Genomic DNA, 13,872 nt, shown 5'->3' on the forward strand with positions numbered 1-13,872 from the left:
ACCCCGAGCCTCACGGCCGAATGAGCACGTCACACAGCAGGAAGTCGAGCTCGCTCCCGGACAACCAGCGGGCGCTCACCCCCGCGAAGTCGGGCTCGGCCTCCGCGTCGAGCTGCCGCCAGAGGTCTTCCAGGCGGTAGCGCGCGGCGGTGCAGTAGACGTCCGCCAGGTCGCCCGCGTGGGGCTGCCCTCGCTCCGCCAGGGCCGCGGCGTGGGCCAGTGTGACGGATTGGGTGAACAGCTCATTGCAGACCTGGTTCAGCAGGATGAGCGTCCGTTGGCGCGCGTAGAGCACGCTTGCGTCCGGGTAGCGGCGCGACAACTCCTGGCACTTCCGGGACAGCCGGTGCACCTCTCGCGCCGTGTGCTGGAGGTGCTCCCGGTTGCGGGGTGACAGGTGCTCCTCCACGGGCAGCGGCGGGGGGGGCGACTCCTGCTCCACGGCCTGCGCGGGTGACGGGTAGTAGAGGGAGAAGAGGCCCTCTCGCGCGGCCTTGTGGTCCACGAGGAAGTCCACGCCGCCCGCCACGCGGAAGGCCCGGGCGTCGCGCAGGACGCGCTCCACCGGCGCTGGTACCGCACCCCGCGCTGCCTTGCTCCCGGCCGTCTCGTAGCCCTCGGCGGCGAGCAGGGACAGGGTCCGGTCCGCGATGCGCGCGCACACGAGGGAGGCGATGTTCTTGGCCGCCACCTGTTCGAACCAGCGCATGGGCAGGGTGTCCACCGTCACGCCGGTGAGGCTCCAGCGGGCCACGCTCTCCAGGGCGAAGACCTCGGCGGCGGTGGCGGAGACCTGCCGCTGGATCTCCTCGAAGTCGCCGAGCATGCGCCCCTGGGCGAGGCGCCGGTGGAGGAACTCGCGCGACCACTGGAGGCACTGCTTGGAGAGCGCCAGGGACGCCGCCACGATGATGTACATGCGGCCCAGGGCGCTGAGCGGCTCCAGCAGCGGCGTGTTGCGCCAGTGCTCCTGCGACATCGCCAGCATGCGCTCCTTCGGCACCCGCACGTTGTCGAAGCTCAGCGCGGCGATGGGCAGCCCGCGCAGGCCCATCAGCCCGTGCTCGGCGCGGACGCGGAAGCCGGGGCTCGTTGTCTCCACGAAGAAGAGGCTGATCTGCTCCCTGCCGTCTTCGCAGAGCGTCGCGGTGACGTTCAGGAGGTCCGCGATGGAGCCGTTCCCGATGTAGACCTTCTCCCCGTTCAGCACATACGCCGTCCCATCCTCCGTGGGCGTGGCGGTGGTGGACGCGCGCCGCGCGGAGGCCCCGGTGGGCTCGGTGTCGGCCCAACCGGAGATGGCCCCGTCGGCGACGCGGGCGCGGACGTAGTCCTTGAGCGGACCGGCCTGGACCGCCTCGATGATGGCGCCCGCGCCGAGGCCGCTGTGGATGGCCAGCGTGTAGCCCACCGGGAGGCACCGGCTCATCACCGCCTCGATGACGCGGAAGGTGTTCAGCAGCGAGAGCCCCCGGCCGCCCAGCTCCCGCTCCACCGGGAGCTTGTAATAGCCCCGCGCGCGCAGGGCTTCGATCAGCTCCGGTGAGAGCCGGCCCGTGCGCTCCACCTCGACCGCGTCCACGTGCTCCTTCAGGAACTGGTCGACCTCGGTGATGACGGCATCGCCCTCGCGACGCTCCTCGGGGTCCTGTTCGGGAAATGCGCGGACGAGGTCCCAGCGGAGCTTCCCCGCGAAGAGCTGGCCCAGGAAGCCCTCGCGGGCGCGGATGGCGGGATGCAGGGGCTGGCTCATGGCTTCACGTCCCTTCGGGAAACGGTGTGGGGGCGGCCCTGCCGCAGCGCTTCTGCCACGAGGCGCAGGAGCGAGTCCTTCTGCTCCCGCAGGTAGAAGTGGCCGCCGGGCAGCAGGTGGAAGTCGAAGGGGCCGGTGGTGTGGACGCGCCAGGGCTCCAGCTCTTCGCGGGTCAGGTCGTCCTGCGTGCCGCCCGTGACGGTCATCGCGCAGTCCAGGGGGGCGTGGGGCTCATGCCGGTAGGACTCCACGACTGCCAGGTCCGCGCGCAGGCCCGGCAGGAGCAGCTCGCGCAGCTCCGCGTCTTCCCGCAGCTCCACGGCCAGCTCGCCGTAGGTGGGTGCGAGCGCGGTGATCAATCCGTCGTCGTCCAGGTGGCTCGCGGGGATGCCGCGCGGAGGAAGCTGCGGGGCGGGGGCGGCGGAGAGGAACAGCCGGTCTGGAGGCGTGCGGCCCAGGTCGCGCAGGCGCCGGGCCGTTTCGAAGGCCACGAGCGCCCCCAGGCTGTGTCCGAAGAAGGCGAAGGACGTCCCGAAGTCCACCTCGGCCACCAGGGTGTCCACCAGCTCGCGCATCCGGCTGAAGGGCGTCTCCTCCGCGCGCGCACCACGTCCGGGAAGCTGCACGCCCCACACTTCGATGTCCGGGAGCGCGTCCGCCCAGCGCACGTACTCGCCCGCGGAGCCGCCGCTGTGAGGGAAGCAGAAGAGACGCACGGGGGCTTCCGGGCGCCGCAAGCGGCAGGCAAGCCAGGAAGGGGGCAGGGGTGTGGTCATGTCGAGGAGGGACCTGGGCGCGTGCTGACGGTGGACGCTGACTCGGAGGATGTCTCGGATGGCGCTGCACCCGCCGACGTCGCCTCCGCGGCAACTGCCTCCGCGACGAAGCGGGCCAGCCGGGTCACGGTGGGCGCGCGGAAGAGAGTCTTTACCCGCAGGGGCGTGGCGACGTGCGGGCGCAGCCGCGCGATGAGCTGCGCCGCCATCAGCGAGTCGCCGCCCATCTCGAAGAAGTTGTCGTGGAGGCCGACCCGGGGCAGCCCCAGGACCTCCGCGAACGCGGTGGCGATGCGCCGCACGGTCAGGTCCTCGGGCAGCTCTGTCGTGACGGCTGGGGACTCAGCGGGTGTGTCGTCCGCCAGCTGCGCCTTGCTTGCCTGTGTCGGCACGGGCGCGGGTGCGTCCGGCGCCTCGACCAGATAGCGCTGGCGCTCGAAGGGGTACGTCGGCAATGGCACCCGTCGCCGCTTCGAGCCCCCGTGCAATCCCTGCCAGGAGAGCGGCACGCCCGCGGCCCACAGGCGCCCGGCCGCGGTGAGCGCGGTGATCAGGTCGGACGTGGTGTCCGCGGGGTGGGGGAGGGTGGCCACCGTCAGGTGCGCACCCGCGTCCGGGTGCTGGCGCGCCAGCGTCGCCAGCGTCCGTCCAGGACCCACCTCCACGAAGACACTGGCCGGGCCCGCCAGCAGCGTGCCCAGCGCATCGCCAAAGCGCACGGTGTGGCGCAGGTGCGCGGCCCAGTACGCCGGGTCCACGGCCTGCTCCGCGGTGACGACGGCGCCGGTGAGGTCGGAGATCCACGGCAGCTGCGGAGGCCGCCGCTCGACACGTTGAACGCAGGCGGTGAACGCGGCCAGCGACGGCTCGACGAGCGGCGAGTGCCCGGCGCCCGGGATGCGCAGCAGTCGCGACTCCACGCCGCGCGCCGTCAGCCGGGCCTGGAGTCCTTCGACGTCCATCACCGGGCCGGACACCGTGCACTGCGCGGGTCCGTTCACGGCCGCCAGGGAGAGCCCGTCGTGGAGCAGGAGCAGGGGCACGAGCTCGGACTCGGGCAGCGGCACGGCCAACATGGCGCCCGCGGGCAGGCTCGCGAGGATTCGGGAGCGCTCCAGGACCAGGTGCAGGGCATCCGCCAGGCAGAACACACCGGCCACCGTGGCCGCGGCATAGGCCCCCAGGCTGTGTCCCACCACCGCGGCGGGCTTCACGCCCCAGCGCTTCCACAGCCGCGCCACCGCGTACTCGATGACGAACACGGAGAGCTGGCCGGTGATGAACTCGCCCATCCGCGCGGAGGCCAGCTCCAGCGCGGCGGTGTCCGACGGCTCGGGGTGGAGCACCGCCCGCAGGTCGAACCCCAGGACGGGGGTGAGTTGGGCGCGGCATTCGTCCACGGCCTCGCGGAAGGCAGGCTGCGTCGCATACAGCTCCCGGCCCATGCCCACGTGTTGTCCACCGTGGCCGGGGAACATGAACACCACCGGGCGCTCTCCCGGCTCCAGCCGCGCATCGTCCGCCCGCTCCGCCAGTCCGCGGAGGACCTCGGGGAGGTCCTGGCCCACGGCGAACGTACGATGCGCATGCGCGGGACGTCCCACCTGGAGCGTCCAGGCGACATCACCCAGAGGCACCTCCGGGTGCTCGCGCAGGTGCCCCCCGAGTCGGTCCACGGCTCGGCCCAGCGCGGCGGGACCGTGGGCCGACAGCACCAGGAGCTGCGGCGTGCGCGAGCGCTCGGGCGCGGGAAGCGCGGGCGCCTCCTCCAGCACGGTGTGGGCGTTGGTCCCGCCGATGCCCAGTGAGCTGACGCCGGCCCGACGGGGAAGGCCGCCCGTGTCCCAGTCCCGCAGCTGCGTGTTCACGCGGAAGGGGCTGTGCTCGAAGTCGATCTCCGGATTGGGCTGCTCGAAGTTCAGGCTCGGCGGCAGCTGCCGGTGCTCCAGCGCGAGGACGGTCTTGATGAAGCCCGCCACGCCCGCCGCCGCATCCGTGTGGCCGATGTTTGTCTTCACCGAGCCCAACCAGCAGAAGTGCCGCGCGTCGGTGCCAAACGCCTTCGTCAGCGCGGCCAGCTCGATGGGGTCTCCCATCCGCGTGCCGGTGCCGTGCGCCTCGATGGAGGTGATGCTCTCGGGCTCCACCCCGGCGACGCGCAAGGCCGTCTCGATGACGCTGGCCTGTCCCTCCACGCTGGGCGCGGTAAAGCCAATCTTCCCGGCGGCGTCGTTGTTGATGGCGGAGCCCCGGAGGACCGCACGAATCGTGTCCCCGTCCGCCAGGGCGTCCGCGAACCGCTTGAGCACCACGAGTCCCACGCCGTTGCTGCCCACGGTGCCCTGCGCGCGCGCGTCGAACGCACGGCAGCGACCATCCGGCGACAGCGGCCCGCCCTCGCTGTAGTGGCCGAAGCGCGGCGGCGCGTGCACCGACGCGCCACCGGCCAGGGCGATGTCGCAGTCCCCCGCGAGCAGCGCCTGCGCCGCCAGGTGGATGGCGACCAGGGACGTGGAGCAGGCTGTCTGCACGGTGACCGCGGGGCCGCGCAGCCCGAGCTTGTAGGCCACCCGGCTGGTGAGGAAGTCCATGCCCGTGGCCAGCCGAAGCTGCCAATCACTCGCACCCGCGAGCAGCTCCCTTCGCGAGCGCAGCGTGGACAGATAGGACGTCTCGCTGCCTCCAGCGTAGAGCCCGATGGCGCCGCGATAGCGCGCGGGATCATACCCGGCGTCCTCCAGCGCCTCCCGTGCACACTCCAGGAACACCCGCTGCTGCGGATCCAACATCAGGGCTTCCAGGGGCGAGCAGCCGAACGCCGCCGCGTCGAACCTGTCGGCGTCCGCCACCAGGCCGAAGGCAGGCACCTCCTCGCCCACCGCGCTCTCTCCCAGAGGTTGCTCGGAGGGGCGTCCGTCCGGGCCGAAGAAGGTGATGGACTCGACGCCGCCAGCCAGGTTGGACCAGAACTCCGCGGCGTTGGCGGCCCCGGGAAGACGACACGCCAATCCCACCACCGCGATGTGCGCGGAGCGGTCCTCCGCGTCCAGCTCCAGTGGGGCACTCATTCCGCGTCCTCCGGGTCGCTGTCCGACGCGAGCCGTCCCCGCCGGCCGAGCAGGCGCGCGCGTCCACTCTGGCGTTGCTCCTGGCGCTGCTCCTGCGCGGCGGCGGCCTGCCCGCCATCGTCCCGACCCTGGAGATGCCCGGCGAGTGTCCGGACGGTGGGGAACTCGAACAGCTTCACCATGGGCACATCGTGGCCCAGGCGGCCCTTCAACAGGTGCTGCACCTGCGCCAGCATCAGGGAGTGCCCGCCGAGGTCGAAGAAGTTGTCCTCCGCGCCCACGCGCTCCAGGCGCAGCGTCTCGCACCAGAGGCCGGCGACCTGTCGCTCCAGCTCGTTCGCGAGCGGAGCCTGGGGCGCTGACGTCACCGCGGGAGGCTCGGGCAATGCGCGCTCATCCACCTTGCCGCCGTGGGTGAGCGGCAGCGCCGCCAGCTCCACGTAGGTGGAGGGAATCATGTACGCCGGCAGCTCGCGGGAGAGGTGTTCGCGCAGCCGCGCCGGGGACGGCATGGCCTGACCCGACCGGGGGACGAGGTAACCCACCAGCCGTGGCTCTCCGTCCGGAGCGCTCCAGGGCCGGACGTAGGCCTCGGCGAGTCCCGGACACGTGCGCAGCACGGCGGAGACCTCCGCGGGCTCCACGCGGAAGCCGCGGAGTTTGATCTGTGCATCCATGCGCCCCAGGAACTCGAGCATCCCGTCCCGCCGGAAGCGCACGCGGTCTCCTGTTCGGTACAGGCGCGCGCCAGGGCGCGAGGAGAACGGATCCGGAAGGAAGCTCGCGGCGGTGAGGTCCGGACGGTTCAGGTAGCCCCGCGCTACGCCGGCGCCGCCGACATACAGCGCTCCTGGAACCCCCAGGGGCACGGGCTGCAGCTCCGCATCCAGCACGTACGCCGTGGCCCCGTCGATGGGCTGGCCGATGGCGGGCAGCGCCGCGTCCGTGCCGGCGGGGAGCACCTCGCCGGACGTGGCTGTCACGGTGGTCTCGGTGGGGCCATACTGATTGAACAGCCGCCAGGGCAACCCGGGCACCGGACGCGCGAGGAGCCGGTCTCCGCCCGCGAGCACCGTGCGCAGCGCGGACGCCGCCGGCCAGGGAAGCGCCAGCAGCCGCTCGGCGAGCGCGGTAGGCAGGTCCGTGAAGGTGATGTGCTCGGAGAGGAGCCATGCCTGGAGCCGCTCCGGAGACAGGCGTACGTCTTGTCCGGGGACGTGCAGCGTCGCGCCGACCGTCAGCGCGGGCCAGAGCTCCGCGGCCGACGGGTCGAAGGCGGGAGAGTAGAGGAGCGTGGTGCGGCTGCTCGCATCCAGGCCGAAGGCGCGGCGGTGCCACGCGACGAGGTTGGACAGCGAGCCGTGCTCCACCATCACGCCCTTGGGCCGCCCGGTGGATCCGGACGTGTACATGACGTAGACCAGCGAACCGGGCTGGGTGCCAGGGGGCAGGCCGCCGCGCGGCGTGCCGGGGCCGCGGAAGTCCTCGACGCACACCCGCTCCAACGTGGCGGGGAGCCGCTCGCGAAGCGCTCCGGTGGTGACGACCTGGCGGACGCCGCCATCGGCGAGGAGGAGCGCGAGCCGCTCGGCGGGATGCTCCGGATCCAATGGCAGGAACGCGGCTCCCGCCAGCATCACGCCCAACTCCGCCGTGGCCAGGTCCGCCCCACGGGGCGCGCAGACGCCGACGACCGTCTCCTCGCCCGCGCCCTGCTGAAACAGATGTTCGGCCAGCAGCGTCGCGCGCCGGATCAGCTCCGCGTAGGTGAGGGGCCCCGATTCGTCGCGCACGGCCACCGCGTCGGGCGTCCGCGCGGCCTGCTCCAGCACCTGCTGATGCACCGGCGGTTCAAAGCCAGACACGGCGGAGGGATTCCGTCCCACCAGGAGGGCCTGTCGCTCGGCGTCGGAGAGCATCGGCAGGCGCGACACCGGGGCGTCGGGGCTGGCCACCGCGGCCTCCAGCAGCCGCAGGAAGTGCGTGGACATCCGCTCCATCGTCGAGCGGTCGAAGAGGTCCCGGTTGTACTCCCAGATGAGCGAGATGCGGGCATCCCCGCGAGCCTTGTCGCCCAGGTGCCGTCCGGCATGCGGAATGGCGACGACGTCCAGGTCCACCTTCGAGGAGCCGTTGCCCCGCTCGAACACGGTGCACGCCGCGCCGCCCAGGCGGGGACTGATCACCGCCGAGTCGTGGAAGCTGAACATCGCCTGCACGAGCGGGTTGCGACTGGGGTCGCGCTTCACGCCCAGTGCTTCGACCAGCTTGAGGAAGGGATAGGTCTGGTGTTCCGCCGCCGCGGCGGTGACGTCGCGCACCTGCCGGACCAGCTCCCGGAACGACGGTGCGCCAGAGACGTCGCACCGCAGGACGACGGCGTTGACGAACATGCCGATGACGTTCTCGATGTTCCGGATGCCGGCCCTGGAGGCGAAGGCCGAACCGATGCAGAGGTCCTGCTCCCCGGTGTAGCGGTGCAGCAGCGTGGCGAAGGCGGCGAAGAGGGTGTTGAAGAGGGTGACGCCCTCCCGCTGGCAGAAGGCGCGCAGGGCGCCAGGCAGGGCCGGGGGCAGCTCCAGCCGGAGCAGGTCGCCGTTGGAGCCCTGCACGCGAGGCCGGGGGCGGTCGGTGCTCAGCGGCAGCACCTCGGGCGCGCCGGCCAGCCGCTCACGCCAGAAGGCGAGCTGCGCCTTCATGGCCGGGGCGTCGAGCGCCGCGCGCTGCCACACCGCGAAGTCGCGGTACTGCACCCCCGGCTCCGGCAGCGGCGAGGGCTCACCGCGCAGGTAGGCGTTGTAGAGCGCGTCCAGCTCCCGCATCAGCACGGAGAAGGACACCCCGTCATGGACGACGTGGTGCTCGACGAGGATCAGCTCGTGCTCGTCCGGAGCCAGGCGGAGGGCGCTCCAGCGGACCAGCGGTGGCGCGAAGAGGGAGAGGGGACGCCGCAGCTCCTCGCGGATGGCCTCCTCGCGCTGACGCTCCCGCTCATCTCCGGGAAGCCCACTCAGGTCGAGCAGCGGAACACGCACCGGCGTCACCGGCAGGACGCGCTGCCACGGCCGACCGTCGACCTCCTCGTAGGCCGTCCGCAGCAATTCGTGGCGCCGGGTGATCTCCGTGAGGGCGCGCTCAAGCACCGCCAGGTCCAGCCCGCCCAGCACGCGAAGCGTTGTCTGCGCCTGGTAGGAGATGCTGTCGGGCGACAGCTTCTGGAGGAACCAGACCTGCTCCTGCTGCACGGAGAGCGGCGCCCGTTCCAGTCCCGTGGCGCGGACCACGGGCGGCAGCACATCCTTCGCGGGGCTGGCCCGCCGTGACTCCAGCAGCTCCGCGAGCGAGTCGATGCGAGGGTGCGCGAACAGCTCCCGCAGCGACACGGGCAGGCGCAGCGCGTCCTCGATGCGCGCGGTGATCTGCGTGGCGAGCAGCGAGTGTCCCCCCAGCTCGAAGAAGTCGTCCTGGAGGCCGACCTGCTCCAGGTGCAGCTCCTCCTGCCACACCCGCGCGAGCGTGCGCTCCAGCTCCGTGCGGGGCGCGACGTAGGCCCGGCTCCGGCTCGCATGGACGGCGGGAGCGGGGAGCGCGTGGGTGTCCACCTTGCCCGTGGGGCCCAGCGGCAGCGCGTCCATCACGACGAACGTCCGGGGCATCATGGTCTCGGGGAGCCAGGCCCGGAGGTGCTCGCGCAGCTGCTCCGTCCCGGGGACGGCGCGCGCGTCCCGGGGCGCGAAATACGCCACGAAGAAGACGTCCTCGGCAGCCTCCATGGCCCCGGTGCTCCGCGCCATGACGTGCGCGGCCCCCACGTGCGGATGCGTGAGCAGCGCGGCGGTGATCTCCGCGGGCTCGACGCGGATGCCCCGGACCTTCACCTGCGAGTCGATGCGGCCGAGGAACTCCAGCGAGCCCTCCGGCAAGGCGCGGCCGAGGTCCCCCGTGCGGTACAGTCGCTCACCGCCCGTGCGCGAGAAGGGGTGGGGAATGAAGCGCGAGGCGGTGAGGTCCGGCGCGCCCACGTACCCGCGAGCCAGGCCCGGGCCTCCGATGAACAGCTCCCCGGTCTCTCCAGCGCCCACGGGCCGCAGGTCCGCGTCGAGCAGGTGGATCTCCGCGCCATCGATGGGATGACCGATGGAGGGCAGGCGCTCCTCGCGCGACTCCCCAGCGGGAGGCACGACGTCGGACGTGCAGTAGATGGTGCACTCGGCGGGGCCATAGCCATTCACGAGCTGGAAGGGCAGCCCGGGCCGGGGGCGCAGGTGCAGCCGGTCTCCGCCGGTGAGCAGCAGTCGCAGGGCGCAGGACTCCGGCCACGCAAGCGGGAGCAGGCGCTCGGCGAGCGGGGTCGGAAGGAAGACGAAGGTGATGCCTCGGGCCAGCAGCCACTCCTGTGACTTCCGGGGAGACAGGCGGGTCTCCTCGTCCACCGGCAGCTCCAGCCGCGCGCCCGAGGCCAACGAAGGCAGGAGGGACATGACCAGGGCATCGAAGCCCAGCGAGGCCATCACCCCCACACGGTCCGCTGGCGACAGCGCGAACGTGCCGCAGTGGTACGCCGTGAAGGCGGACAGGGCGCGGTGGCTGATCATCACGCCCTTGGGCAGCCCCGTGGAGCCCGAGGTGTGGATGACATACGCGAGGTGATCCGGCAGGACGTCGATGTCCGGATTCACGGCCGGAAACGACGTGAACTCCCGAGCCGAAGCCGAAAGGACCGGGATGCCGTCCAACGCGAGCCGCTCCACGGCCGGCCCCGAGCCAATGGCAGCCATCACCCCCGCGGACGCCGCCATGTATCGCAGGCGCTCGGGTGGGGAGGCGGGATCCAGCGGGACCCAGGCCGCGCCCGCCTTGAGCACGCCCAGGACGGCCACCACCAGCTCCACGCTTCGCGGGAGGCAGATGGCGATGAGGGAGTCCGGCCCCGCACCCCGCGCGCGCAGCGCGTGCGCGAGCTGGTTCGCCTGCGCGTTCAGCTCCGCCTGGGTGAGGGACTCGTCCCCGTGTTTCACCGCGACATGGGAGGGAAGCTCGGTCGCGCGTCGCTCGACGAGCTGGTGGACGAGGGGGAGCAGCAAGGGGCCTCCGACCGGCGCTGTAGACACGCCGGGTGCGGGGGGCCCGCACAGGCGGGTTGGCGCTGTCAGTCCGGAGGCTTTACCAGCAGCCGGCAGGAAGCCCAAGCCCCCGGCCCCCGCGGGGAGGTCTCAGCTGCGCAAGCGCGAGAACTCGGAGAAGGTCGAGAACAGCTCCGGCGCCGCCGCGTTCGAGGCCAGGTTCTCCACGATGCGGCGCAGCCCGGTGGGGTCCGCCACCAGGTTGAGCACGCCTTCGGCCTTCAACACGAAGCGATCCGTGAACACCGCGGAGAGCTCCTCCAGCGCCTGGAGGGTGATGGCGTGGAGGTCGCATTCACTCACGTTCAGCGACACGCGCTTGCCGGCCTTGATCTGGCTTGCGTCCAGCCTGGGGGCCAACCCCTTGGAGAAGGAAAAACATTGTCAGGTCACTGTGTGAGGCATTCAACGGAAGGGTGTTACGAGGGCGAATGACAAGAAGATTCCTGATGGCTGTCGTGACGATGGGGAGCGCGCTGTTGACAGGGTGTGATGGCGTGGTGGAGCCGCGGCTCGAACGCGACCCCGCTCCAGGGGGCAGCGCGTCCGTCGCCTCCACCCACCAGGCGCTCCTCTCTCCGGAGCTCGAGGCGTCACTCGCGTGCGTGCAGGGGTATGCCGAAGCGGGCACCTGCGATTGGGCGCATTGGAGCGAGCTGTGGGAGACGTGCGAGACCTACGAACACCCGGAGCTCGAAGATGGGCTCTTCATCGCTGAGGTGCAGGCGGGACGCTGCACGTCCGCCAACTGGACCTCGCTGCGCGAGCAACTCGTCGCGCCGCGCCCGCCGAGCGTCCGGGTGCGCGTCAATTGTCTTGCGGACTCCCAGGTGCTGCAGGAGGCCACGCTGGATGGCTGCTACGCCGTCACCGGCGCGCAGGCCTCCTATTTCGACGTGCCGATGGGCACGACCGTGACGCTCCATGCGGGCGTGGACTGCACCGGCGACTCCACCGACATCGACTCCGACACGAACCTCTGCGACACGTCGTTCGCGAGCGGCGCGAGCGCGAACGACAAGGTGCGCTCATTCCGGATCCAGTCCTCCGCGCGGAGGGCGGTGCCGTACCGCTATGACTGCGCCGACAACGAGCCGACCTGCGTCAAGAACTTCAACGGCAGGCTGAACCAGGTCAACAAGACGCACACGGTCAAGGTCATCCGGGTCGTCATGGACGGTCGCGTCACGCCGTCGCTGAGCGAAATCCGGGGCAACATCCGCGAGATGTATGACTTCTTCGACGGGGCGTCGCACCATCAGGTGGGGATGCGTTTCTATCCGGATCAGACCGTGAATGTGCCGACGACCCGGGACTGCGGGAAGGCGAAGAGCCAGGCCCTCAAGAAGAGCAGCTCGAACGCGCAACTGAACGTGCTCATGATGCCCCTGGGCTTGTGTGAGGAATCGCACGGTGGGGGGCGCCGCATCACCCTCGCGAGCCGCCTGCAGCGAGACTATGCCCACGAGACCGGGCACTCCCTGGGCCTTGGGCACGGCAACAAGGTCGACGCCAATGGCGTCTTTGACAGCAGCGGTGACCCGAGCACCTACATGGGCACGCTGCCGTCGGAGAGCTACAACCTCCCGCAGCTCCACTGGCTGGGGTGGACGCGGAAGCATGACCTCATCAAGATCAACGCGGCGATTGAAGACGGGGGCTCCACCGACCTCACGCTCCGACCGGTGAACCGCAATGTCGACATCGGCAGCAGCGTGGCGCTGGGCGCCGTCTATGAAAGATCCGACCTCGGGAGGCGGCTGTTCGTCGCCATGCCGAAGTCACGCACCACGGACGTGAACCAGATCGACGGCGGCGAGGTGTTCGTCTACCGCGCGGGCATGTGCGTGGGCTGCACGGGCATCTCGATGGGCTCGACGGTGGCTGCGCGGATCCCCGTCAAGCCGCAACAGGCGTCCGAGCCGGTCAAGGGCTTCATCGCGGACGACCTCTACCTCAAGCAGGTGGGCGTCGAGAGTCAACCGGTGACGGAGAACGGGATCACCGTGGAGGTCTTCACCTCCGTCACGTTGCGCATCAAGCGGTCGGTCCCGAAGGTGCTCTCGCCGGCCCACGGCTCGATGACGAGCAACAGCCTGCCGACCTACAGCGGGAGGACGGAGCCCGGCCTCACCATCAAGGTCCTGGTGGATGACGTCCGGGTGGGCATCATCACGGCCACCGACGAGGGCACCTGGAGCTTCACCCAGCCCACCGCGCTGGCGCCGGGGCTTCACACGGTGAGCGCCAAGGCGGAGGATTCAGCGGGCCACGTCAGCCCGCCCTCCGAACCCCACACCTTCACCGTGGACACGACGGGGAACTGAGCTTCCACGGCGCGCCCCAGGTCCATCGCGAGCGACAGGCCGCGATGGACCGTGTGAGGTCCCTGAAGGGGGAGTTGCGGAAAAAGCACGACCGTTCTATGAATGGGTCATGCGCAAGGGCGAGCTCACCCATCAGGCCATCCTGGAGACCGCGGTGCGGCTCGCCAGCCGGGTGGGGCTGCAGGGGCTGAGCATTGGAGGGCTGGCGGAGGAGCTGGGCCTCTCCAAGAGCGGCCTGTTCGCGCACTTCAAGTCCAAGACGGAGCTCCAGGTGCAGGTGCTGGAGGCGGCCACCGCCCTCTTCACCGAGCGCGTCGTCCGCCCGGCGCTGGGCAGGCCCCGGGGCGAGCCCCGCGTGCAGGCGCTCTTCGACGGCTGGCTGACGTGGGACCGCGACAAGATCCTCGAGGGCGGCTGCATCTTCGTGGCGGCGGCGGCGGAGCTGGACGACGCGCCCGGGCCCGCGCGCGACACGCTGGTGCAGAGCCAGCGGGACTGGTTGGACTGCCTGGCCCAGGCCGCGCGCATCGCGGTGGTGGAGGGCCACTTCCGCAAGGCGCTGGACGTGGAGCAGTTCGCGCATGATCAGTACGCGGTGATGTTGGGCTTCCACCACGCGAAGCGGCTGATGCGGGACCCCCAGGCGGAGGCGCGAGCCCGCCGGGCCTTCGACGCGCTCGTCACCGCCGCGCGCACCCCTACTTCCTGACCTTTCATTGCAGTGTCCTTCGAGGAGGACCTCGTCATGGCGGAAAATAGCACGAACGTTCGTATGAAGATGGCGCTGTGGGGCGTGCAGGCGGCGGGGCGGAGCCTGGGGGCGGT

Annotated in this window: 7 protein-coding genes; 2 read left to right on the forward strand and 5 right to left on the reverse strand. The window is 71.1% G+C overall.

Annotated features, from left to right (window positions below):
* Positions 1–10: 10 nt before the first annotated feature.
* The 5 genes from D7X12_RS00950 to D7X12_RS00970 all read right to left on the reverse strand — a co-directional run bounded on the left by D7X12_RS00950 (position 11) and on the right by D7X12_RS00970 (position 11,080).
* Positions 11–1,753, reverse strand: coding sequence for an acyl-CoA dehydrogenase family protein (locus D7X12_RS00950; protein WP_120623379.1), 1,743 nt, complete (start codon positions 1,751–1,753; stop codon positions 11–13).
* Positions 1,750–2,469: a thioesterase II family protein gene (locus tag D7X12_RS00955; RefSeq protein ID WP_158619915.1), complete on the reverse strand. Its 720-nt coding sequence runs from the start codon at positions 2,467–2,469 to the stop codon at positions 1,750–1,752. Before D7X12_RS00955 ends, D7X12_RS00950 begins: the two co-directional genes overlap by 4 nt.
* A 56-nt stretch (positions 2,470–2,525) precedes the next feature.
* Positions 2,526–5,597 carry a type I polyketide synthase gene (locus D7X12_RS00960; protein ID WP_120623381.1) on the reverse strand — a complete coding sequence of 1,024 codons (3,072 nt, stop codon included), beginning with the start codon at positions 5,595–5,597 and terminating at the stop codon, positions 2,526–2,528.
* Positions 5,594–10,681, reverse strand: coding sequence for a non-ribosomal peptide synthetase (locus D7X12_RS00965; RefSeq protein ID WP_158619916.1), 5,088 nt, complete (start codon positions 10,679–10,681; stop codon positions 5,594–5,596). The genes D7X12_RS00960 and D7X12_RS00965 overlap by 4 nt, the downstream gene beginning before the upstream one ends.
* A 129-nt stretch (positions 10,682–10,810) precedes the next feature.
* The gene (locus tag D7X12_RS00970; protein WP_120623383.1) at positions 10,811–11,080 is read right to left on the reverse strand and encodes a histidine kinase; all 270 of its coding nucleotides are present in this window, start codon (positions 11,078–11,080) and stop codon (positions 10,811–10,813) included.
* 89 nt (positions 11,081–11,169) lie between these two features.
* Here D7X12_RS00970 and D7X12_RS00975 point away from each other — a divergent pair, with 89 nt between their 5' ends.
* Together D7X12_RS00975 and D7X12_RS00980 are read left to right on the forward strand one after the other, a co-directional pair.
* Positions 11,170–13,047 (forward strand): Ig-like domain-containing protein, encoded by a 1,878-nt coding sequence (locus D7X12_RS00975; RefSeq protein ID WP_208718751.1) that lies wholly within the window; start codon positions 11,170–11,172, stop codon positions 13,045–13,047.
* Between the two features lie 109 nt (positions 13,048–13,156).
* Positions 13,157–13,756 carry a TetR/AcrR family transcriptional regulator gene (locus D7X12_RS00980; RefSeq protein WP_120623384.1) on the forward strand — a complete coding sequence of 200 codons (600 nt, stop codon included), beginning with the start codon at positions 13,157–13,159 and terminating at the stop codon, positions 13,754–13,756.
* Positions 13,757–13,872 lie beyond the last annotated feature (116 nt).

Source organism: Corallococcus sicarius (genome assembly GCF_003611735.1).
Classification (GTDB): domain Bacteria; phylum Myxococcota; class Myxococcia; order Myxococcales; family Myxococcaceae; genus Corallococcus; species Corallococcus sicarius.